Source organism: Pandoraea pneumonica, assembly GCF_049918595.1.
Classification (GTDB): domain Bacteria; phylum Pseudomonadota; class Gammaproteobacteria; order Burkholderiales; family Burkholderiaceae; genus Pandoraea; species Pandoraea pneumonica_A.
Map to the genome: position 1 here is coordinate 1,344,599 of NZ_JBNCRZ010000002.1, position 22,651 is coordinate 1,367,249.

The 22,651-nt window shown below is 62.5% G+C and carries 19 protein-coding genes and 1 pseudogene; 6 read left to right on the plus strand and 14 right to left on the minus strand.

All coding sequences use genetic code 11. From position 1 onward, the window contains the following. Nucleotides 1-12 precede the first annotated feature (12 nt). Nucleotides 13-234 (plus strand): DUF1289 domain-containing protein, encoded by a 222-nt coding sequence (locus tag ACPWR9_RS12400; RefSeq protein ID WP_426296662.1) that lies wholly within the window; start codon nt 13-15, stop codon nt 232-234. On the opposite strand, the gene ACPWR9_RS12405 is transcribed toward ACPWR9_RS12400, so the two are convergent. Together ACPWR9_RS12405 and ACPWR9_RS12410 are read right to left on the minus strand one after the other, a co-directional pair. After that, complete coding sequence (locus ACPWR9_RS12405) at nt 209-1,648, minus strand: aldehyde dehydrogenase family protein (RefSeq protein ID WP_426296661.1); 1,440 nt, start codon at nt 1,646-1,648, stop codon at nt 209-211. The genes ACPWR9_RS12400 and ACPWR9_RS12405 overlap by 26 nt on opposite strands. 122 nt (nt 1,649-1,770) lie before the next feature. Beyond that, on the minus strand, nt 1,771-3,366 hold the full coding sequence (locus tag ACPWR9_RS12410) for an ABC-F family ATPase (protein ID WP_426296660.1): 1,596 nt from the start codon (nt 3,364-3,366) through the stop codon (nt 1,771-1,773). 239 nt (nt 3,367-3,605) lie between these two features. On the opposite strand from ACPWR9_RS12410, the gene ACPWR9_RS12415 reads away from it, so the two are divergent. Beyond that, the gene (locus ACPWR9_RS12415) at nt 3,606-4,103 is read left to right on the plus strand and encodes a cupin domain-containing protein (RefSeq protein WP_426296659.1); all 498 of its coding nucleotides are present in this window, start codon (nt 3,606-3,608) and stop codon (nt 4,101-4,103) included. A gap of 100 nt (nt 4,104-4,203) precedes the next feature. On the opposite strand, the gene ACPWR9_RS12420 is transcribed toward ACPWR9_RS12415, so the two are convergent. The 4 genes from ACPWR9_RS12420 to ACPWR9_RS12435 all read right to left on the minus strand — a co-directional run bounded on the left by ACPWR9_RS12420 (nt 4,204) and on the right by ACPWR9_RS12435 (nt 9,164). After that, nucleotides 4,204-5,355: a BMP family ABC transporter substrate-binding protein gene (locus ACPWR9_RS12420; RefSeq protein WP_426296658.1), complete on the minus strand. Its 1,152-nt coding sequence runs from the start codon at nt 5,353-5,355 to the stop codon at nt 4,204-4,206. A gap of 42 nt (nt 5,356-5,397) precedes the next feature. Then, complete coding sequence (locus tag ACPWR9_RS12425; protein ID WP_426296657.1) at nt 5,398-6,327, minus strand: ABC transporter permease; 930 nt, start codon at nt 6,325-6,327, stop codon at nt 5,398-5,400. A 10-nt stretch (nt 6,328-6,337) separates the two neighbouring features. Further along, complete coding sequence (locus tag ACPWR9_RS12430; protein ID WP_426296656.1) at nt 6,338-7,444, minus strand: ABC transporter permease; 1,107 nt, start codon at nt 7,442-7,444, stop codon at nt 6,338-6,340. 88 nt (nt 7,445-7,532) lie between these two features. Further along, complete coding sequence (locus ACPWR9_RS12435) at nt 7,533-9,164, minus strand: ABC transporter ATP-binding protein (RefSeq protein ID WP_426296655.1); 1,632 nt, start codon at nt 9,162-9,164, stop codon at nt 7,533-7,535. A gap of 132 nt (nt 9,165-9,296) precedes the next feature. On the opposite strand from ACPWR9_RS12435, the gene ACPWR9_RS12440 reads away from it, so the two are divergent. Then, nucleotides 9,297-10,235, plus strand: a complete 939-nt coding sequence (locus tag ACPWR9_RS12440) for a LysR substrate-binding domain-containing protein (RefSeq protein WP_150678378.1) — start codon at nt 9,297-9,299, stop codon at nt 10,233-10,235. Between the two features lie 163 nt (nt 10,236-10,398). Here the strand turns inward: ACPWR9_RS12440 and ACPWR9_RS12445 are convergent, their stop codons facing one another. Continuing rightward, a complete protein-coding gene (locus ACPWR9_RS12445) occupies nt 10,399-11,757 on the minus strand; it encodes an 8-oxoguanine deaminase (RefSeq protein ID WP_426296654.1) in 1,359 nt (452 codons plus the stop codon). Further along, nucleotides 11,757-13,124, minus strand: a complete 1,368-nt coding sequence (locus ACPWR9_RS12450; RefSeq protein ID WP_426296653.1) for a nucleobase:cation symporter-2 family protein — start codon at nt 13,122-13,124, stop codon at nt 11,757-11,759. The genes ACPWR9_RS12445 and ACPWR9_RS12450 overlap by 1 nt, the downstream gene beginning before the upstream one ends. Before the next feature lie 435 nt (nt 13,125-13,559). Here ACPWR9_RS12450 and uraH point away from each other — a divergent pair, with 435 nt between their 5' ends. The 3 genes from uraH (at nt 13,560) to ACPWR9_RS12465 (ending at nt 17,082) form a co-directional block, all read left to right on the plus strand. Beyond that, complete coding sequence (gene uraH / locus ACPWR9_RS12455; protein WP_150685617.1) at nt 13,560-13,910, plus strand: hydroxyisourate hydrolase; 351 nt, start codon at nt 13,560-13,562, stop codon at nt 13,908-13,910. Nucleotides 13,911-13,952: 42 nt separating this feature from the next. Then, the gene (locus ACPWR9_RS12460; protein WP_426296652.1) at nt 13,953-15,158 is read left to right on the plus strand and encodes a urate hydroxylase PuuD; all 1,206 of its coding nucleotides are present in this window, start codon (nt 13,953-13,955) and stop codon (nt 15,156-15,158) included. A 523-nt stretch (nt 15,159-15,681) separates the two neighbouring features. Beyond that, complete coding sequence (locus tag ACPWR9_RS12465; protein ID WP_426296651.1) at nt 15,682-17,082, plus strand: MATE family efflux transporter; 1,401 nt, start codon at nt 15,682-15,684, stop codon at nt 17,080-17,082. 86 nt (nt 17,083-17,168) lie between these two features. Here ACPWR9_RS12465 and ACPWR9_RS12470 read toward each other — a convergent pair whose 3' ends face one another. The 6 genes and pseudogenes from ACPWR9_RS12470 to ACPWR9_RS12495 all read right to left on the minus strand — a co-directional run. Beyond that, on the minus strand, nt 17,169-18,014 hold the full coding sequence (locus tag ACPWR9_RS12470; protein ID WP_150678382.1) for a proteasome-type protease: 846 nt from the start codon (nt 18,012-18,014) through the stop codon (nt 17,169-17,171). A gap of 106 nt (nt 18,015-18,120) precedes the next feature. Further along, nucleotides 18,121-18,921: a transglutaminase family protein gene (locus tag ACPWR9_RS12475; protein ID WP_426296650.1), complete on the minus strand. Its 801-nt coding sequence runs from the start codon at nt 18,919-18,921 to the stop codon at nt 18,121-18,123. Between the two features lie 4 nt (nt 18,922-18,925). Next, on the minus strand, nt 18,926-19,918 hold the full coding sequence (locus ACPWR9_RS12480) for an alpha-E domain-containing protein (protein ID WP_150678384.1): 993 nt from the start codon (nt 19,916-19,918) through the stop codon (nt 18,926-18,928). Nucleotides 19,919-19,975: 57 nt separating this feature from the next. Continuing rightward, entirely contained in the window at nt 19,976-21,400 is a 1,425-nt protein-coding gene (locus ACPWR9_RS12485) for a circularly permuted type 2 ATP-grasp protein (RefSeq protein ID WP_174987699.1), read from the minus strand. A 368-nt stretch (nt 21,401-21,768) separates the two neighbouring features. Further along, a complete protein-coding gene (locus ACPWR9_RS12490) occupies nt 21,769-22,302 on the minus strand; it encodes an ureidoglycolate lyase (RefSeq protein ID WP_426335077.1) in 534 nt (177 codons plus the stop codon). An 86-nt stretch (nt 22,303-22,388) separates the two neighbouring features. After that, nucleotides 22,389-22,651 (minus strand): annotated as a pseudogene (locus ACPWR9_RS12495) (allantoicase); the annotation flags it as partial.

Sequence of the window (22,651 nt, forward strand, 5' to 3'; positions counted from 1 at the left end):
AATCCCCCCGACATGTCCGAACTGCACGACCGTCCCGACAGCCCCTGCATTGGCGTTTGCTCCACCCTGTTCGACGAGGTCTGCAAAGGGTGTGGCCGCACCGCGTCCGAAGTGTCGAACTGGGTGTTCTTCTCCGAAGACGAGAAGCGCGTCATCTGGGAGCGCATCACCCGCGAAGGCACGGCGATGCGCTTTTGCGACGATACCGTTACTTCTCAGCCTTCGCAGCCCTGAATTGCAGCGACTTGTATTCGAGGAATTCTTCGAAACCGTACACACCGTTTTCGCGACCGTTCCCCGATTGCTTGAAGCCCCCGAAAGGGGCTGCCACGTTGAACTCCCCGCCGTTGATACTCACCTGCCCCGTGCGGATCTGTCGCGCCACGCGCGCCGCACGCGCCTCGTCGCCTGACCACACACCGCCCGCCAGCCCGTAGATCGAATCGTTCGCAATGCGCACGGCGTCGGCTTCGTCTTGATAGGTAATGATCGAGAGCACCGGGCCGAAGATTTCTTCACGCGCCACGGTCGTCTCCGGTGCGACGCGACCCAGCACGGTCGGCTGCACGAAGTAGCCCGCTTCGAACCCTTCCGGCACAGCATCGCCGCCCGCGATCAGTTCGGCCCCTTCTGCCAATCCTTTGCGAATGTACGACTGCACGCGCTCGCGTTGCGCCTCCGAGGCCAGCGGCCCGAGACGTGTCGAGTCTTCGCGCGGATCGCCCAGCGTGAAGCGTGCGATCGACTCCTTCGCGAGCGCTTTCACTTCGTCGTAGCGGGTGGCAGGCACCAGCAAGCGCGTGTGTGCCGCACATGTCTGGCCGGAGTTGAGATAGCAGGCATTGAGCGTACCTTTGACTGCCGCGGCGAGATCCGCGTCGTCGAGCACGATGGACGCCGACTTGCCACCGAGTTCCAGTGCCACGCGCTTGACGGTTTGCGACGCCACTTCCGAGACACGCTTACCCGCACGCGTCGAGCCAGTGAACGACACCATGTCGACGTCGGGGTGCCGTGCAAGCACCTCGCCTGCAACGGGCCCCAGCCCGGTGACGAGATTGAACACGCCTGCTGGCAAACCGACCTGCGCAATGACTTCGGCAAGGATGAACGCGTCGAACGGCGCGACTTCCGAGGGCTTCAGCACCACCGTGCATCCCGCCGCCAGTGCGGGCGCGACCTTCACCGTGATTTGATTGAGCGGATAGTTCCACGGCGTAATGGCACCGACGACGCCGACCGGCTCGCGCACGACCAGCGAGTTGCCGACGCGCGCCTCGAACACAAACGTTTGCGCCAGCTCGGCGTAGTGACGCCAGTGTTGAATCGGGGCTGCCACCTGCACGGCGCGCGACACGCGAATCGGCATGCCGGTCTCGCCCGTGATGACTTGTGCCAATTCCTCCGCGCGCGCTTCAAGCCCGGCAGCGATCTTCAGCAGATAGTCGGCGCGCTTCGCCGGGGGCGTGGCTGCCCACGCATCGCGCGCTTTGACGGCCGCGGCAATCGCCGCTTCGGTGTCGTCGGCAGCGCCTTCCGGAATACGCCCCATGAGCTTGCCGTCGGCCGAGTGGAAGACGTCCAGCGTACCAGTGCCGTTCGGTGCGACCCACTCGCCACCGATATAAAACTTGTCGTAAGTGATCATGCGATGTCTCCTGCTGACATGAGGCAACAAACGTTAATTGTAGTCTCGCGACGTAAACGCAAATAGGGCGTTCGCATCAGCAAACGCCCTATTTATCGGGATACCGCTAACGACGCATGACGTCAGACTTCGACGCCCTGGCTAGCCAGATATTCGTCGTACGTCCCGGCGTAGTCGACCAGCGTACCGTCGCTCTTCACTTCGATCACGCGCGTGGCCAGGCCCGACACGAATTCACGATCGTGCGAGACGAACACCAGCGTGCCCGGATACTTGTCGAGCGCGATCTGGAGCGATTCAATCGACTCCATGTCCATGTGGTTGGTCGGCTCATCCATCATCAGCACGTTGTGGCGGCCGAGCATCAGCTTGCCCCAAATCATGCGGCCCTTTTCACCACCGGAGAGCACACGCACCGACTTGCGCACGTCGTCGCCGCCGAACAGCAGACGGCCCAGCGAGCCGCGAATCACCTGATCGTCGTCGCCTTCCTTGCCCCACTGCGTCATCCAGTCGGTGAGCGTCAGGTCTTGCGGGAACGCTTCCGAGGTGTCCTGCGGCATGTAACCGATGTTGGCGTTCTCGGCCCACTTCACGTTGCCCGCATCCACCGGCAGCGCGGCCATCAGGCTGCGCAACAGCGTCGTTTTACCGGCACCGTTCTCACCGATGATCGCCACGCGCTCGCCCGCACGCACTGCGCCGGTGTAGTTCTTGAAGATCGGACGGTCGTACGCCTTGCTGATGCCCTCGAATTCGAACGCGAGGTTATGCAGCTTCTTCTCGTATTCGAAGCGGATGAACGGGTTCTGACGCGACGACGGCTTGACGTCTTCCACCTTGATCTTGTCGATCTGCTTGAGACGGCTGGTGGCCTGACGGGCCTTCGACTTGTTCGCCGAGAAGCGGCGCACGAAGTCTTGCAGGTCGGAGATGCGTTCCTTGGCCTTGCTGTTGGCAGCCATCTGGCGCTCGCGGGCTTGTGCCGACGCGAGCATGTAGTCGTCGTAGTTGCCCGGGTAGACCGTCAGTGTGCCGTAGTCCATGTCGGCCATGTGCGTGCACACGGCGTTCAAGAAGTGGCGATCGTGGGAAATGATGATCATGGTGGAGTTGCGCTCGTTGAGCACGTCTTCCAGCCAGCGGATCGTGTTGATGTCCAGGTTGTTGGTCGGTTCGTCGAGCAGCAGCACGTCCGGGTTCGAGAACAGCGCCTGTGCCAGCAGCACGCGCAGCTTCCAGCCCGGCGCGACGTTGCTCATCGGCCCTTGATGCTGATCCGTCGGAATGCCCACGCCCAGCAGCAATTCACCGGCACGCGCTTCGGCCGTGTAGCCGTCGTACTCGGCGAACTTCGCTTCGAGTTCGGCCGCGTGCATGTAGTCGTCGTCGGTGGCTTCCGGGTTGGCGTAGATCGCGTCGCGCTCGCTCATGGCGGCCCACATTTCGGTGTGGCCCATCATCACGACGTCGAGCACGCGCATGTCTTCGTACGCGAACTGGTCCTGCTTGAGCTTACCGAGACGCACGTTCGGTTCGAGCATGACGTTGCCGCCGCTCGGCTCCAGGTCGTCGCCGAGAATCTTCATGAACGTGGACTTGCCGCAGCCGTTCGCGCCGATCAGGCCGTAACGGTTGCCCCCGCCAAACTTGACGGAGATGTTCTCGAAGAGCGGCTTGGCGCCGAATTGCATGGTGATATTGGCGGTAGACAGCACTGGCGGTATCCGGGAGATGAGGTGCGGCGGCACGAAATTGCGCCACGAAACCGGGCATTTTAACACCGATACGTGTCGCTCGCCTCCATGCGCACGCGCCGAACCACGTGCCTTAGTGATTCTCCCAAAGTCGCCCCACCGTGCTGGGCCTCATTTTGTGGCGCACTAAGCTTGCCAGCGCATCGTCGTCGCTAACACAGATGGCGTGCGCCCCCCAACTTCGAGAGATCGACAGCTCCATGACATCGCACGTTGCCCGCAAACCTCGCCTCGCCTTGTTCGTCACACGTCTCGCGGCTGCCGTTTTAGTCGTCCCGGCCCTGTTTTGGGCGCCAGCCGCCGCCAACGCCTCGCCTCACACCTCCGGCGTTCGCGTACAAACGCTCCTGAAAAGCACCACGGCATGGGACAACACCGGCTACACGGCCTACCCATCTGGCACGCCCGAACTGGCGGTCCTTCGTATCACGATTGCGCCCAACACGACGCTGGGCTGGCATACCCACCCGATCCCCAATGCCGCCTATGTCGAGGCAGGGGAATTGATCGTCGAGCGCGCCGATTCCGGGGCGACGAAGACGTACACCGCAGGGCAAGTGCTGCCCGAGCTGGTCGATATCGCCCACCGGGGTGTCACGGGCGACAAAGGGGCCGATCTCATCGTGTTCTATGCCAGCACGCCAGGTCAGCCGTTGGCCATTCCGGCACCGTCGCCGGTCAACGACGCGTCGAAATAAAAAACCGCCGGTCCGACATAGGGTCGGCCGGCGGCTTTTGTACGGCTTAGGCGGGCTTACTTGGCACTACACCGCCGCCTAAGCCACGTCCGATGAGGCGTTACTGCTTCGGCAGCGTGCCCTCGACGCCTTCGACAAACCAGTTGATCTGGTGCTTCTCGTCGTCGTTGAGCGTCTTGCCCGCCGGGACGATCTCCTTGCCGTCCTGACCCTTGAGCGGGCCGGTGAACGGATCGTACTTGCCGTCTCGAATGGCGTCGTGACGCTCGGTCACAGCCTTGCGCACGGCTTCCGGCACGGCCTTGTCGTTGATGGCAACCAGGTTGATTTCGTCTTCCTTGATGCCGCCCCAGACCGGGGTGTTCTTCCACGAACCCTGCATCACTTCGTCGACCGTGCGGATGTAGTACTTGCTCCAGTCGATTGCGGCCGACGCCAGGTGCGCGTTCGGGCCGAACTTGCTCATGTCCGAATCCCAGCCGAACGCGTGAATCTTCTTCTCTTCAGCCACTTGCATCACCACAGCCGAATCCACGTTCTGCATCAGCACGTCGGCGCCCTGCCCCACCAGCGACTCGGCGGCTTGACGTTCCTTGCCCGGATCGAACCAGCTGTTGATCCAGACGACCTTGACCTTCACCTTCGGGTTGGCTTCGCGCGCGGCGATCGTGAACGCATCGATATTGCGGATCACTTCGGGAATCGGCACCGACGCCACGTACCCGATCACGTTCGTCTTGGTCACGCGACCACCGACCACACCGGCCAGATGCGCGCCTTCATACGTGCGCACGTCGTACGTGCCGAGGTTCGGCGCGGTCTTGAAGCCCGTGGCGTGCTCGAACGTCACGTCGGGGAAGTCGGCGGCCGTCTTGACCATCGAATCCATATAACCGAACGACGTACCGAAGATCAGCTTGTTGCCCTTGCTCGCCAGATCGCGGAACACGCGCTCCGAGTCGGCACCTTCCGGCACGTTCTCGACGCGGGTCACCGTCACCTTGTCGCCATACTTGGCTTCCACGGCCTTCGCGCCTTGCTCGTGCGCGAACGTCCAGCCCGCGTCGCCCGGGTTGCCGATGTAGACAAACGCCACGCCGAGCGGGCCCTTGCCCGCCGGGGCAGCCGATGCTGCCGACGCGTCGGACGCTGCGGTCGGCGCGCTGGCCGTGTTGTTCTCCTGCTTGCCGCAGGCGGAAACCAGCATGGCGGCCGCCAGGCTCGCCATCGTGATCAGGACTTTACGTCGCATCGACTTTCTCCTCGGTATCGATTGAATTAAAACTGACTTAACTTAAGACCCAGCAAAAAACGGTTTGCCCAGCGAGGCCGGCGCATTCAGGCGAATCGTCTGGCGATTGCGCGAGATGATCACCAGCACGACGATGGTCGCTACATACGGCAGGCTCGCGAGCGCCTGCGACGGGATACGAATGCCCATCGCCTGCGCCTGAAATTGCAGCGCCATCACCACGCCGAAGAGCAGCGCGCCCAGCACCGTACGCCCCGGACGCCACGTCGCGAACACCACCAGCGCGAGCGCAATCCAACCACGCCCGGCGGTCAGGTTCTCTTGCCACAGACGCAGATACCCCACGGAGTAATACGCGCCCGCCAGCCCCGACATGGCCCCGCCGAAAAGCGTTGCCAGATAACGAATGCGCACCACCGGGTAGCCGATGGCATGCGCCACCGACGGCGCTTCACCGACCGAGCGCAGCACCAACCCGGCACGCGTGCGATACAGGAACCACGCAATGGCCACGAGCAGCACCGCTGCCAGATAGCCCAGCGGGTTGAGCGAGAAGATCGAGGGCCCCAGCACCGGGATCGACGACAGGCCGGGAATCGGCAGATCGCGCAGCATCGGGATGGTCGCATCCGTGTACGGACGGCCGACGTAAGCCGACAGTCCGACGCCGAAGATCGTCAACGCCAGTCCAGTGGCAACTTGATTGGCCATCAGCGTGAGCGTCAGCCACGCGAACACCGCCGACATCGCCACCCCGGCGGCAATCCCCGCGAGTACGCCGAGCCATAAACTGCCCGTGACCACCGTCACGGCGAACGCGCCGATGGCCCCCATGAGCATCATCCCTTCCACGCCGAGATTGAGGACGCCCGACTTTTCGGTCACGAGTTCGCCCAAGGCGGCGAGCATCAGCGGAATGGCCGCGATGACGGCACTCGCGGCGAGCGGCGTGAGCAAATTGATCCAGTCCATGCCGCGCTCCTCAGACGCTCTGCGCGTGCGCACGGGCGCGACGACGCAGTCGGTAGTTCACAAACACGTCGCAGCCCAGCAGGCTAAACAGCAGCAGCCCCTGAAACACGCCGCTGATCGCCTTGGGCAATTGCAGCGAGGTCTGCACGGCTTCACCGCCCAAATAGAGCAATGCCATGAGCAAGCTCGCGAGCACGATACCGACCGGGTGCAGCCGCCCGACGAACGCCACGATAATCGCCGTGAAGCCGTAGCCCGGCGCCCACGTGGCCTGCAACTGACCGACCGGCCCTGCCACCTCGCCCGTGCCTGCCAGCCCGGCAGCCGCCCCGCCGATGAGCAGCGCCAGCCAGACGGCGCGCGGCTCCGAATAGCCTGCGTAACGTGCGGCGAGCGGTGCGAGACCGCCCACTTCCATGCGATACCCCGCAAAGCTCTTGCGCATGAAGAACCAGGCAGCGGGTACGGCCACCAAGGCCATGAACACCGAGGCATTCAACCGCGTGCCGCGCCACGGTGCCCAGTGCCAATCACCGAAGAAGCGCGGGAACAGCGCATCGCGGCTGAAGTTGATCGATTGCGGGAAATTCATGCCGTGCGGGTCTTGCCAAGGCCCGCTCACCAGATAGATCAGCAACTGCGTTGCCACGTAGGTGAGCATCAGGCTCACGAGAATCTCGTTGGCGTTGAATTTCACGCGCAGGAGCGCCGGAATGGCCGCCCATAGCATGCCACCCACGGCGCCCGCGACCATCATCAGCGGCAGCAGCCACGGGCCGCTATGACCGTCGAAATGAATCGCCACGCCCGACGCGAAAATCCCGCCGAGCAGCAACTGCCCTTCCGCACCGATGTTCCACACGTTGGCCCGATAGCCGATCGCCAGCCCCAGCGCGATCAGGCACAGCGGCGACGCCTTGAGCAGCAACTCCGACCAGCCGTTCAGGCTGCTGATCGGCGCGAGGAAGAACGCGGCCATGGCTTGTGCCGGGTTCTTGCCGAGGAAACTGAAAATCAGCACGCCGCCCGCGAGCGTGATGAGCGTGGCCACCAGCGGCATGGCGAGCTGCATGGTGCGAGAGGGACTTGGCCGTGGCTCAAGCGTGAAATCGAGCATGATGTCTGGTCTTGATGAGAACGTTGTCGTGTCCGCGTGGGCGCGGACTACCCGCGAACTACCCGCGGGTTACCGTTAGTGCTGGGGGTTAAGCGGTCCGCTGGCCGGGACCGCCGGGGAACATCCCCGCCATCCACAAGCCGATTTCGCGCGCGTCGGTCTGCTCGGGCTTGCGCATCGGCGACAAGCGCCCTTGCGCGAGCACCGCGATCCGGTCGCAAATTTCGAACAATTCGTCGAGTTCTTCCGAGAGCACCAGCACCGCCACGCCGCGTGACGACAAGTCGAGCAACTGCTGACGAATGAAGCTCGCCGCGCCGACATCCACGCCCCACGTCGGCTGCGCCACCACAAGCACCTTGGGTTCTTGCAGGATCTCGCGCCCGACGATGAACTTCTGAAGATTGCCGCCCGACAGACTTTGCGCCGCAGCATCCGGGCCGCCCGCCTTCACGTTGAAGCGCTCGATGCACAGCGAAGCAAAACGGCGCAGCGCACCGCGCCGGACCCAGCCACCACGCAGCAAGCCCAGATGCGCCGTGCCCGACGCGCCCAGCAGTGCGTTATCGGTCAGCGACATGCTCGGCACGGCACCCCGCCCCAGACGCTCCTCCGGCACGAACGCCAGACCGAGGCGGCGGCGTGTCGCCGCGCCCATGCGACCGACGGCACGGTCGTTGAGCTTCACGTCGTCAGGGCGCTCAGCGCGCGCCTCGCCGGACAGCGCGGCCAGCAATTCCGCCTGACCGTTGCCGGAAACCCCGGCAATGCCGACGATTTCACCCGCATGCACGTCGAGGGTGACGTCATGCAGCGACGTCCCGAACGGGTCTTCACTCCCCAGCGACAGATTTTGGATCGACAGCAGCACGTCGCCGGGCTGATGCGCGCGACGCTCGATTTGCGGCAATGCACGCCCGATCATCATTTGCGCCAGCGTCTCGGCGGTCTCTTCACGCGGCACCGCGTGGCCGGACACCTTGCCCGCGCGCAGCACCGTGGCGCGATCGCAGAGATCGCGAATTTCGTCGAGCTTGTGACTGATGTAGACGATGCTGCACCCTTCGGCAGCCAATCGGCGCAGCGTCGTGAAGAGCTTCTGGACAGCCTGCGGCGTGAGCACCGACGTGGGCTCGTCCATGATGAGCAAGCGGGGGTTTTGCAGCAGACAGCGCACGATCTCCACGCGCTGGCGCTCGCCGACCGACAGACTGTGCACATGGCGCGCCGGGTCGACTTCCAGCCCGTACTGCGCCGATACCTCGCGAATGCGGGCGGCTAGCGCCTTCAGGTCGTGACCGGCGTCGTCGAGCGCGAGCGAAATGTTCTCGGCGACCGTCAGCGTCTCGAACAACGAGAAATGCTGAAACACCATGCCGATGCCCAGCTTGCGGGCTGCGGCCGGGCTTTCGATGCGCACCGGCTGGCCTTCCCAGAGAATTTCCCCGGCATCGGGGCGTACGGCACCGTAGATGATCTTCATCAACGTGCTCTTGCCTGCGCCGTTCTCGCCAAGCACGGCGTGGATCTCGCCGGGTAAAACGTGCAACGCGATATCGTCGTTGGCCACCACGCTCGGATAGCGTTTGGTAATGCCGGTCAGCGCCAGACGTGGCGTCGATTGCAAAGGGGATGTCACGGCGGGAAGTCTCGGTCCTGGGCTTGGGCGGTCCGAAAATACCCAATTCGCGGCGAAATGTCGAGCGCGTGTCAATAACATGGCAGTTTCCCGAAGCGAACCAGCTATTGTGGTGGTAGGGGCTTTCCGCTATAGAGTCGGCCGGCGCTTATGCCTCATAATGTTTTACTTATGCAATCCCGGGTCCGACATATTCGGATCGTTATATTAGTCATGAGCCAAAATCGCGAACCGATCGATACTTATTTGCTGCGCGTCCTGCACACCTTGCTGATCGAGCGCAGCGTCACGCGAGCGGCCGTCAAGCTGAACCAGTCGCAGCCCGCGATCAGCGCCGCCCTGCGCCGCCTGCGCGATATCACGGGCGACCCCCTGCTCGTGCGCGGCAAGTCGGGCATGGTGCCGACCGAATACGGTCAGTCGTTGCTGGAACCGACCCAAAACGCCCTGCGCGAAATCGAGCGCATCACCGTTCAGCAGTCGAACTTCGATCCTGCTACCACCGTTCGCACGTTCCGCATCGGCTCGCCCGACTATCTGAACACCCTCTTCGTGCCGACCGTCGTCGAGCGTTTCCGCCAGCAGGCACCGAACGCCCAGCTTGAACTTCACTCACTCGGCCCGGCGTTCGACTACGAACACGCGCTCGAAGACGGCAAAGTCGACATCGTCATCGGCAACTGGCCCGAGCCGCCCGAGCAGCTTCACCTCTCGAACCTGTTCGTCGATCAAATCGTCTGTCTGGTGCGCAACACGCACCCGTACGCCAAGCGCGGGCTCACGCTCGATCAGTACCTCGCCAGCCCGCATCTCGCGCCGACGCCCTACTCCGTTGCACAGCGCGGCGCCATCGACATGCATCTGGCGCGCGAGCGTCTCAAGCGCAATGTTGTTGTCACGATTCCGTACTTCAATCTCGCGCCGTATGTGCTGCTCAAGTCGGATCTGATCTTTACGACCACCCGCCTCTTTGCCGATCATTACGCCGAGTTCCTGCCGCTGACCGTGGTCGAAGCGCCCATCGACTTCCCGCCGATGCAGTACTACCAGTTGTGGCACGAGCGCACCCACTACTCGGATGAAGTGCGCTGGCTGCGCAGCGTCATCTCGGATGCCACGCGTACCCTGCTCGAGACGCGCAGCCTTCCGTAAGTCCTTCCATAAAGCTGCCGTTTTTACCGGCGGAGCGGCCCCCACCGCTCCGCCGAACCGCAAGGCGGCGTCCCCCATGCACGAGAACACCGCTTAAGACTTCCCAACGGTCATTACCACGTTCGGCGGCACACCATGAATATGCCGCCGCAGTGGCAACGTCTTATCGGGAAGCCTCGGCCAGTTGCCGCGCCAGCGCGTTATGACGCGTGACGAGCGACGGCAGGTCGAGCGTCGTCAGACGCCCTTCGCGCACCACCACTCGTCCGTTCACCACGCTGTACGCCGCTTGTCCGGGATTACAAAACACCAGCGCCGCCACCGGGTCGTGCAGGCCACCAGCCATGCCGATGCCACGGGTGTCGAAAGCCACGAAGTCGGCCGCCATGCCCGGGGCCAGCACACCGATGTCGTCGCGGCCCAGCACGCGTGCGCCGCCGATCGTCGCGATCTCCAGCGCTTCGCGCGCCGTCATCGCATTCGGTCCGAACCCCACGCGCTGCAACAGCAACGCCTGACGCACTTCGTTAATCATGTTGGCCGCGTCGTTCGAGGCCGAACCGTCCACGCCCAGTGAAACCGGCACGCCAGCGTCACGCATCCGGCGAATCGGCGCGATACCCGATGCCAGACGCATGTTCGAGCACGGGCAATGCGCCACACCGGTGCCCGTCTTGGCAAAGAGGGCGATACCGGCATCGTCGAGCTGCACGCAGTGGGCGTGCCAGACGTCGTGTCCGACCCAGCCCAGATCCTGCGCATACTCCGCGGGCGTCATACCGAACTTCTCGCGGCTGTAGGCGATGTCGTTGACGTTCTCGGCCAAGTGCGTGTGCAGCGACACGCCGTAATGACGCGCCATCGTCGCCGATTCGCGCATCAAATCGCGGCTCACCGAGAACGGCGAGCACGGTGCCACCACCACGCGCAGCATCGAATAACGCCCCGCATCGTTGTAGCTTTCGATCAGACGTTGCGTGTCTTTGAGAATGTCAGCCTCGCGCTCGACCACGCGATCGGGCGGCAAGCCACCCTGGCTCTGGCCGACGCTCATGCTGCCGCGGCTCGCGTGAAAGCGCATGCCGATCTCGCCCGCCGCTTCGATGCTGTCGTCGAGCTTGCAGCCGTTCGGATAGATATAGAGGTGATCGCTCGACGTGGTGCAGCCCGAAAGCAGCAACTCGGCCATAGCCGTTTGCGTCGAGACACGAATCATCTCCGGTGTGAGGTTGGCCCACACCGGGTACAAATTCGTCAGCCAGTTAAATAATTCGCCGTCCTGCGCCGCCGGAATGGCACGCGTGAGGCTCTGATACATATGGTGGTGCGTGTTGACCAGCCCGGGGATCACGACGTGCCCGGTCATGTCCAGCACTTCATCGGCCGTGGCGGGCAGCGTGTCGCTACTGCCCACAGCCACGATCCGGTTGTCTTCGATGTAAAGCCCGCCGCGGGCAATCTCGCGGCGGCCGCCATCCATCGTCACTAGCACTTCGGCATTTTTGACGAGCAGCGTTTTCATTAGTGAGCCTCCAGCCCCATGCTGTTACCGCTCTTCTCGCCGTGGCCGTTCGCCACCGGCGCCTTGAAGCCGTTGAAGTAGGCGTTCAGGATCACTGCCGAGAGCGTGGCCAGCAAGATACCGCTATGGAGCAACGGGGCGAGCTGTTCCGGCATCTTTGCGAAGAACTTGTTCGATGCGACCGGAATCATCGCCATGCCGATGCTGATGGCCACGATGTACAGGTTGTAGCGATTATTGTTGTAGTCGACCTTGGTCAGGATCTTGATGCCCGTCGCGAGCACCATGCCGAACATCACCACACCGGCACCGCCCAACACGAACTGCGGAATCGAAGCGACCACCACCGACATCTTCGGAATCAGGCCGAACACCAGCAGAATCACACCGGCCGCAGCGCACACCCAGCGGCTCTTCACGCCGGTCACGCCCACCAGACCGATGTTCTGCGAGAACGAGGTATGCGGGAACGTGTTGAACAAGCCGCCAATCACGGTTGCCACACCATCCACACGCAGACCAGCGACCAGCGCCTTCTCATCGACCGGCTTGCCGACGATTTCACCCAGCGCGAGGAACATGCCCGTCGATTCGATGAACGTAATCAGAATCACGATGGTCAGCGTGGCGATGGCCCACGGATCGAACACCGGCATACCGAAGTGGAACGGCAGCACCACGTCGAACCATTTCACCTGATCGAGACCGTCGAAGCTCACCTTGTGCAGCATCAGCGCGATGCCGAAGCCGAACAGGATGCCGAGCAGCACCGCGATATTCGAGAAGAAGCCCTTCACGAAACGCGTGATCAACAAGATGAAGATGAGCACCGCGAACGACACGCCCAGATACACCGGATCGCCGTAATCGGGGTTGCCCACACCGCCGGCGGCCCAGTTAATACCCACGCCGATGATCGTCAGGCCAATGGACGTAATCACAATGCCCGTGACGATCGGCGGGAAGAACCGCAACAGCTTGCCCACCAGTGGCGCAATGAGCGTGCCGATAATGCCTGAGGCGATCGTCGCGCCGAAGATGCCGGGCAAGCCCAGCGCCGGGTTGGTGCCGATGGCGAGCATCGGGCCCACGGCGGCGAACGTCACGGCCATGATCACCGGCATACGGATACCAAAGCGGCCAATACCCACGCTTTGAATCAGCGTGGCGATACCACAGCACATCAAGTCGGCAGAAATCAGGAAAGCCACCTGATCTTTGGGCAGGCCAAGGGCACCCCCAATGATCAGCGGCACAGCAACCGCACCCGCATACATCACCAACACGTGTTGCAGGCCCAGCATGAACAATTTTGCGATCGGCAGTCTCTCGTCGACTGGATCGACGGTTTTCGTTGTCACACTCATTGCGTCTCCATCCCAGGGGGGCTGTTTGATTGATTTTTTGGGGTGGCTCAATGTTGCAGGTCGACGCCTTTTGCGGCAAGACCACCGGGGGCTATAGTGTTTTTTTCATAGAACATATGCATGAATGCTTATCTTGAGTTTCGGGTTTTCCCCAAGAATGCACGCTGCCATTGGGCTTTCCGGGCGGATCACCTCCCGCTGCGTCCACGCATCATGCGGATACTGTTATGTCTCGGATAACCGAAACCCATAGTGGTCCAAAAATTCCTCGATCCGGTGCATGCTGAGCGTGCTTGCCATCTTCAGGCAGTCACTTGATGCGCGTCATCTTTTTGTCTGGCGTGACATGGTATGTGCGCGTTTTTATCTTTGGTATTGCGCGCGTTGCCGGGCCGCCATCTCCCTACAATGCAGCCATCCATCACAGGAGACACCATGGGACGACTGACTACCCACGTACTTGATACATCGCACGGCAAGCCTGGCGCGGGCATCCGTGTCGAGCTGTGGCGCGTGGACGGCGAACGCCGCTCGCTGCGCGACGTGCAGACCAATAACGACGGCCGCTGCGACAAGCCGCTGCTCGAAGGCGAAGACTTCGTCGCCGGCGAGTACGAGCTGGTTTTTCACGCAGGCGACTACTTCGCGGCACAAGGCGTCGACGTGCCTGCCCCGCGCTTCGTCGATCGCGTTGTCTTGCGCTTCGGCATTGCCGAACCTTCGCAGCACTACCACGTGCCCCTTCTGGTGTCGCCGTGGAGCTTTTCCACGTATCGCGGTAGCTAATAACCGCGGGCGTGAATGTCAGGCAGTTGAGGAGAACATAAGATGGAAGCGTTTATTACCGACTGGGTCAATCTGCTGTTGCGCTGGCTGCACGTGGTGGCCGCGATTGCTTGGATTGGCGAGTCGTTCTATTTCGTGATGTTGGACAACGGTCTGAAGCCGCCCAAGGCTGCCGAAGACAAGCAAAAAGGCGTGTTCGGCGAAATGTGGTCGGTACACGGCGGTGGTTTCTACCACGCCCAGAAGTACCTGAACTCGCCGCCGCAGATGCCGTCCGACCTGCACTGGTCGAAGTGGAAGTCGTACACGACGTGGCTCTCGGGCTTTGCCCTGTTCTGCGTGCTGTATCTGCTGCAACCGCAAACGTACCTGATCGACAAGAACGTGATGGATCTGCAACCGGGTCAGGCTGTCGGCATCGCCGTGGCGTTCCTGATCGGCGGCTGGTTCGTCTATGACTTCCTGTGCCGCGCGCTGGGTAAGAACGAGCGCGTGCTGGGTATTGCCGTGGCGCTGTTCGTGGTGGCCGCGACGTTTGCCACGACGCATATCTTCGCTGGCCGTGCCGCCTTCCTGATCGTGGGCGCGATGATGGCCACGTCGATGTCGGCAAACGTGTTCTTCTGGATCATTCCGGGCCAACGCAAGAGCGTGGATGCGCTCACGAAGGGCGAAGTGCCGAACCCGATCTGGGGCAAGCTGGGCAAGCAACGCTCGGTGCACAACACGTACTTCACGCTGCCGGTCGTGTTCATCATGATCAGCAACCACTACGCGTTCACGTACAGCAACCAGTACAACTGGGTGATCCTCACGATCATCATGGCTGCCGGTGCAATGATTCGTCAGTTCTTCGTGCTGCGTCACGCAGGCAAGAATCTGTACGCACTGCCGGTTGCCGGTGCTGCGCTGCTGGCTGGCGTTGCCGTGTTCGCCGCTCCGCGCCCCACCCCGGCCCCGGCCGCCGGTGCGCACGGTGAAGCTGCCGCACCCGCTGTGAAGCTCTCGGAAATTCAACCGATCCTCACGCAGCGTTGCGCCACGTGTCACTCGGCCAAGCCGACCATGATGGGCAGCGCACCCGCCGGCGTGATGCTCGATACGCCGGCCGAGATTTCGCAGAACGCCCAGCGTATTTATCAGCAAAGCGTGGCGCTCAAGTCGATGCCGCTGGGTAACGTGACCCAGATGACCGACGAAGAACGCCAGAAGATTGCCGCGTGGTTCAACGGCGGCGCACAACAATAACGGCTGACACCGTCTTTCTTGCTGGACCCATGTTGGGGCGCTTCGGCGCCCCTTTTTTATGGGCGCGCGTAACCGCACGACGCCTGAGTCATTTCCCGCGATGTTATAAAAATCAAACACTTGGGAACTTTGTCACGCGAGTGCAGGTCTGTTCTACGCGCCCGGCAGTCCGGGTGTGACGCTCAGAAGGTATCCAATACCGGGAACCTCCCCGTAACCTTCCAACGGCGTCAAAAGACCGGCGCGATGCCTTTCACGGCAGGCGCGTCACGCACAAACACCATGAATTTCCTTCTGTTTTCCGATTCACGGCAAGGCGTTGTCTGGGTGCATTTGCACCAGGCGATGTTCCCGCCGTCCTTCCTGCCGACCCGATAACGCCGCCACGCGTTACCTCGGGCGGAGCGGGTGCGCCATCGCTTGCGCGCTACCCGGTATCACTCCCCCATCTCGCAGTACCTGATGTGCAAGCCACGGTGAGCCGCGTCCCGACACGACGCGGCGGTATGTCATCGAGGGGATCATGTCCAACATGTCTCATTCCATTTCTCATTCGTCTACGCAAGGCGTGAGGACGCCTGCGTTCCAACAACTCTTCAAGCAGTTCGCTGCCCTCGCCGTCCCGACCATCTTGTCCGGCTGGGTCTACACGATCTACACGCTGATCGACGGCATTTTCATCGGCCGCTACGTCGGCCAACAGGCGCTTGCCGCGCTTAACCTTGTCGTGCCGCTGCTGTATGTGCCCTACGCGTTCAGCGTGATGGTCGGCGTCGGCGGCGCCACGCTGATCGCCCGTTTGCTTGGCGAAGGCCGTGAGGCGGATGCCCGCCGCGCGTTCTCGCAAGTGCTTTGGGCCATGCTTGCGTTCGGTATCGCGATGAGCGCCGTGGTGCTGATCTTCCGTCACGAAATTGCCGGGATGCTGGGGGCCGAAGGCGCGATCGCCACCGACGTGGTGGCATATCTGTCCGGCTGGGGTTGGTTCGTGCTGTTCGCCAACGGCCTTTATGCGATGGAATTGTTCCTGCGTGTGGAAGGCGCACCGGCGGCCCGCTTCGGCCTCTATGCAATGTTCCTCGGTGCGCTCGCCAACGTGGCGCTCGACTATTGGTTCATCGCCGTCAAGGGCATGGGCATGTACGGCGCGTCGCTGGCGACCGGCCTGTCGATGATGGTATCGAGCAGCGTGATGCTGGCGTATCACTTCGTACTGGCCAAAAAGGTCGTGCCTGCGCGCCGTGCCTTCGGCGATGGCGAATCGTATGTGGGCCGTGTGATGTACAACGGCGCGTCGGAATTCCTCGGCGCGATTGCCCCGGCGATTACGGTGTTTGCGTTTAACCGGGTGATTCTGTCGAACTTCGGCGAGTCGGGTCTGGCGGCGTACGCCATTCTCGAATACATGACGCTGGGTGCAACGGTCACGATGGTGGCGCTGGTGCAGAGCATGCAGCCGATGATCAGCTACTACCGCGGCGCGCGCGACATGGCCGCGCTGAAGGGATCGTTCAAGCTCGGCGTGATCGCTGTCATGGGCTTCTCGGTGCTGGTGGCCGTTGCCATGGCCACGCTCTCGCGTCCGCTCACGTTCCTGTTTCTGCCGGAAGGCGGCAGTGCGTGGTCGATTCTGGAGCACGCGGTGCTGTGGTACGCAGTGGCGTTTCTGCCTGCCGCAGGCAACTTGATCGTGGCGGGCTTTCTGACCGCTATCGAGGCCCCGGGTCCGTCGGCAGTGATCGCCGCATTGCGTAGTTGGGTGTTGCTGCTCGGCTTGCTGTGGCTGTTGAATGTCTCGTTCGGTGGCGCGGCGATCTGGTACACGCTGCTCATCACCGAATTGCTGACGCTGGCCGTAAGCGCATGGCTTTACTGGCGTACGGTCAACGGTGGTGAGTTGCTTGCCCCGCAGATGCAGACTTGATTTCGCAACGTGCCAATGAAAACGGCGTGACTTTTGGGTCACGCCGTTTTTTTATGCCGATGCGATTTCGCTATCCGCGCGCGCCGTCAGGACGGCATCTTGAGCTTGAAGGTTTGCGCGAGCGATTGCACGGCCCCCGGCTCGGTCGCGCCGGGCACGCCATCGGGCGGCGTGGCCAGCGGCGGCAACCCCGTCGGCGTCTCCGGCACGGTAGCCGCCCATTGCGGCTCGGGCAACTCGTCGAACACCTGACGCAGCCGCTCACCCCACGTGTCGTGAATCATCTTGTAATAGACGTTCTCGTCGTTGAGCGAAGCGAAGCGGGTCACGCGCAGCGTATCTTCTTCGTACACGAGCAAATCGAGCGGCAGCCCCACCGACACGTTCGAGCGCAGCGTCGAATCCATCGAGATCAGCGCGCACTTGGCACCGTCGTCGAGCGACGTGGCAGGCGTGACGAGCCGATCGATGATCGGCTTGCCGTACTTGGATTCGCCGATCTGGAAATACGGGTTCACCGACGACGCTTCGATGAAGTTGCCTGCCGAATACAGTTGGAACAAACGGCTCGGCGCCCCGGCAATCTGGCCGCCCAGCAGGAAGCTGCAATTGAAGTCGACGCCGAACGCTTCGAGCGCCTTGGCGTCACGTTCATACACATCGCGAATGGCCTGCCCCACGACGCGCGCCACATCGGTCATGGTCTTGGCGTTCCAGAGCGTATTGGCGTCGCGCGCTTCGACGAGATGCTGGCGCACCGCTTGCGTCACGGCGAGGTTGCCCGCCGAGAGCAGCACGAGCACGCGCTCGCCGGGACGCTCGAACACCAGCATTTTGCGGAAGGTGCTCACGTGATCGACACCCGCGTTGGTGCGGGTATCGGAGAGAAAGACCAGCCCGGCATCGAGCTTCATGGCCACGCAATACGTCATGTCGTTCCTGTCTTGCAATGCGGGGCACCGTCCAATTCGGTGCCCCGCGAGTGATTCTTGTGAGGTTACTGCTAACGGCTTTCGGCGTGCGGCCAACGCCCATCGGCTATTGGTCGAGCGGAGCCGCGTCGACCTGTACCGAAACGTGCAAGGCTTCGGTCGCCCCGCCGCTGCGCATGCCGCGCACCGGTGCGGCGGACTCGTAGTCCCGCCCCACCGCCAATCGGCAGTAATTACCGCTGGCGAAGCACGCGTGCGTGACGTCGATGCTAACCCATCCGGCGCCCTCGACCCACACATCGACCCATGCGTGGCTTGCCGCATGCGGCACGTCACCCGGGTCGATGTAGCCGCTGACGTAGCGGGCAGGCACGCCCCGCGCCCGGCAAATCGCCAGCATCAGGTGCGCGTGATCCTGACACACGCCCCGCCCCAGCGCCAATGCCTGTGCGGCGGTGCTGGTCACGGCGGTGATCCCCGACTCGTATTCGACGTTGTTGCAGATGATCGCCGCCAGTGCCAGCAGTTCATCCGGGGTGGTGAGTCCGGTGTCTGCGGCCATGGCGTCGATGGCATCGCTACGGGCGGTCAGCGGCGTCGGGCTGGCGAAGGATAACACCGGTACGGTGTGGGCCGTCTCGCCCAACCGACCGTCCACGAGCGGCGTGGTTTCGATTTCACCTTCGGCGAGCAGGTGAATTTCGCTATGCGGCTGGTGCAGCACCAGCGTGTGCATGTCGTTGCCGTAGGCATCGCGCGCGGCGGTGAGTTTGCCGGGCGCGTTCAGCCGCCAATTCACGACGCGCTGCACTTCCGAGGACGGCGGCGTAAGCCGCAGTTGCTGGATGGTGTAGCGCACCGGTGTGTCGTAGCGGTAGGTGGTCTCGTGACGGATAGTCAGGCGCATGGCATCAGGCCGCGAGCGGTATCAGGAACGTCTGGCTGATCTTGTTGCCGAGCACGGACACGCGCTCGAGAAACTCGGTCAGGACCGGGTGCAAGCCTTGCTGCTGAACTTGTTGGATATCGGTGTACTTGAGCTCGGCGTGCAGCTTACCGGCGTATCGCTCGACGTCGCCGGACTGCGCGTTGGACAAGGTCGCGAGGTTTTCGCACACACCCGTGAGCGAGGCGAGCAACGAGCGCGGCATATGGGCATTGAGCATGAGCAGTTCGACGACGCGCTCGGGCGTAATCACGTCACGATACACCTTCCGGTAAATCTCGAAACCGGACACGCTGCGCAGCACCGCCGACCAGTAGTAGAAGTCGGTTGGATGCGATGCATCGGGCCCCGCGCGATCCGTGCGCACGGCCTCGTGAAAGCGCACGTCGAGAATACGGGCGGTGTTGTCGGCACGTTCCAGAAACAGGCCCAGACGCGTGAAATAGAAGGCATCGTCCTGAAACAACGTGCCGAAGCTCACACCGCGCGAGAGGTGCGAGCGCACTTTCACCCACTCGAAGAGATGCGCCGGATCGTGTTCGAGCAGGTCGAGCATGCGCGGGAAGTCGAGCCAGGTGCTGTTGACGGTTTCCCACAATTCCGTGGTGAGCGTGCCGCGCACGGCGCGGGCGTTCTCGCGCGCTGCGGCCAGACAGCACGCGATGCTCGACGGGTTATCGCGATCGCGCACGACGAAGTCGAGCACGTTAGCGCGCGTGGCGCGGCTGTGTTTCCGATTGAAGGCCGGTTCGAGTTCGGAAATGCGCAACGTGGCGCGCCAGCCCGCTTCGTCGTTGAGCCCGGCGAGCGACACGGGGGCGTTGTCGTCTTCATCGTCGATGACGTCTTGCGGCAGCAGCAAGTTCTGCAAGTTGACGTCGAGCAGACGTGCAGTGTTTTCGGCCCGCTCCATGTAGCGGGCCATCCAGAACAGGTGGTCGGCGGTACGGCTGAGCATGATGGCTTCCCGTGGGTATTGGCGTAGTTCTGGTGAGGCGTTCGGCGATTGGTACGGTTACTTCTCGAGCACCCACGTGTCTTTGGTGCCCCCGCCCTGCGAGGAGTTGACGACGAGCGACCCCTCGGTGAGCGCGACACGCGTGAGGCCGCCCGGCACCATCGTGATGTTCTTGCCGGACGACAGCACGAACGGGCGCAGGTCGATGTGTCTCGGTGCGATTCCGGCTTCGACGAAGGTCGGGCACGCCGACAACGCCAGCGTGGGTTGCGCGATGTAACCGTCGGGTTTGGCGAGCAAGCGCTGTCGGAAAGCCTCGATCTCGGCCTTGGTGGACGCCGGGCCGACAAGCATGCCGTAGCCACCTGCCCCGTGCACTTCCTTGACGACCAGCTCGCTCAGGTGATCGAGGGTGTAAGCCAGATCGTCGGCGCGGCGGCACTGGTACGTTGGCACGTTGTTCAGAATCGGCTTTTCACCGAGATAGAACTCGATCATGTCGGGCACGAACGGGTAGATGGACTTGTCGTCCGCAACGCCCGTTCCAATGGCATTGGCCAGCGTGACTCGACCCGCACGATAGACGCTCAACAGGCCCGGCACACCCAACGTGGAATCGGCGCGGAAGGCCAGCGGATCGAGGAAGTCGTCGTCGATCCGGCGGTAGATGACGTCGACGCGCTTCGGCCCGTTAGTGGTGCGCATGTAGACGAGATTGTCTTCGACGAACAAATCCTGCCCTTCGACCAGCTCGATCCCCATTTGCTGGGCGAGAAACGCATGCTCGAAGTACGCGGAGTTGTAGATACCCGGGGTCATGACGACGACGGTCGGGTCGTCCACGCCCATCGGTGCGACGGCGCGTAAGTTGTCCAACAGCAGATCCGGGTAGTGCTCGACCGGGGCGATACGATTCCTCGCGAATAACTCGGGGAATAGCCGCATCATCATCTTCCGGTTCTCCAGCATGTACGACACGCCGGACGGCACGCGCAGATTGTCCTCAAGCACGTAGAACACGCCATCGTCGCCGGTGCCAGCCCGCACGACGTCGACCCCGGCAATGTGCGCGTAGATATTCCCCGGCACATCGACACCCTGCATTTCGGGGCGGTACTGCGCGTTCATCAACACCTGCTCGGCCGGAATGACCCCGGCGCGCAGGATGTCCTGATCGTGATAAACGTCGTGGATGAACCGGTTCAGCGCGTCGACCCGCTGGCGCAACCCGGTTTGCAGGGTCTGCCACTCGTGCGCTGGGATGATTCTTGGGATGAGGTCGAATGGGATCAACCGCTCGGTGCCCGCCTCGTTACCGTAGACGGCGAAGGTAATCCCCACCCGGCGAAACGCGAGATCCGCCTCGGTTCGCTTATGGTGCAAGACGTCGTCGGACTGACACTTGAGCCAATCGTCAAATCGACGGTAGTGCGAGCGAGTCGTACCCGTGATGCTCGCCATCTCGTTATAGCTCTCGACCATACGCTTCTCCGCAGATTGCTGTGTCGAGATCGAGCAATATCCATGCCCGAGCTTTTTTGATCGCTTTCGGCACGATTCCGGTGCGCTTTCCTCCACCACGCACCATGCCGGTGATTTTGAGTATAGGTCGGGGCGTTCATTGGCACAGGATTACGTCTGTTAAACCTCCCCCCAGGCCAGAGCGGGGCCCCTTTCCGCTGCTCAGACAGTGTTCAACTCGCCTCGGAAAGGGGCCCCACTCTGTCCTCATCCACCCGGCCGGTCCCTCCGGCGACACCGCCCCCTCCGCTCGTCGTTTCTTCTTCCCGCCAAACAAAAACGCCAGACATCGTCTGGCGTTCTTATTTGATTCCCTGCAAGGTTGCCTGTTATGCGGCCTTCGGCACGCCCTGCACTTTGTCCAACTCGGCCTGCGTCAGCAAGTACGTCGTCGGCAAATCCAACTCATCGCAGTTGTGCCCTTCACCGCCACGGTCCACGACGATGAAGTCGCTCACCTCGTGCAACGCCAGCAACGGGTGATGCCACACGCCACGCGCATAGTTCACACCCTGCCAGCCGTCCGAGACGAACGCGCGCATTTTGCTCACGTCCAACTCGCCCGCCGGTGCCACCACCACGAGATACGGCAGCGTCTTCAGCGGAATAAACGCCTGACTGCCCAACGGGTGACGCTCCAACATCTTCACCTCGTACGGCAACTCCCGCGGCTGGCCCCGGAACACGTTCACCAACGTGCGCCCGCCCTCCGGCCCCAGATCCACCGTCGCCAGATCGTGATACCGCTCGGTCGTCCCGCCATTGATCGCGAAATGCTTCGCCCCCGCCAACTCGATCACGTCGCCAAACGCCGCAAACGACTCACGCGTCAATCGCTCTATCTTCAATGCCGGGCCCGCCATATCACTCTCTCCCTCTCGTTTTTTTGACTAGCTCACCGCCCGCCTGCTGCCGGACGGTGAGTCGCTTTGCTTGTTGTCTGACTCGCTTACTTCTTCTCGCCCAACCGGCCCCACAGACGCAGGCGCGACACGCCGCCGTCCGGGATGATGTTGAAGCGAATGTGCGTAATCGCGCCCAGCTTCTGAATCTGCTCTTCGAAGAAGAACTGCTTGTCCATCGCCAGCTTCTGCTCGGGCAACAGCACCGGCCAGAACATCGACTGCGTAATCAGCGACTGCTCGGTACCGCCCGTCACATACGCGCCCTGAATCGAGCAGCGGTCCGGGAAGTTGCCCTTGAAGTGCGCGG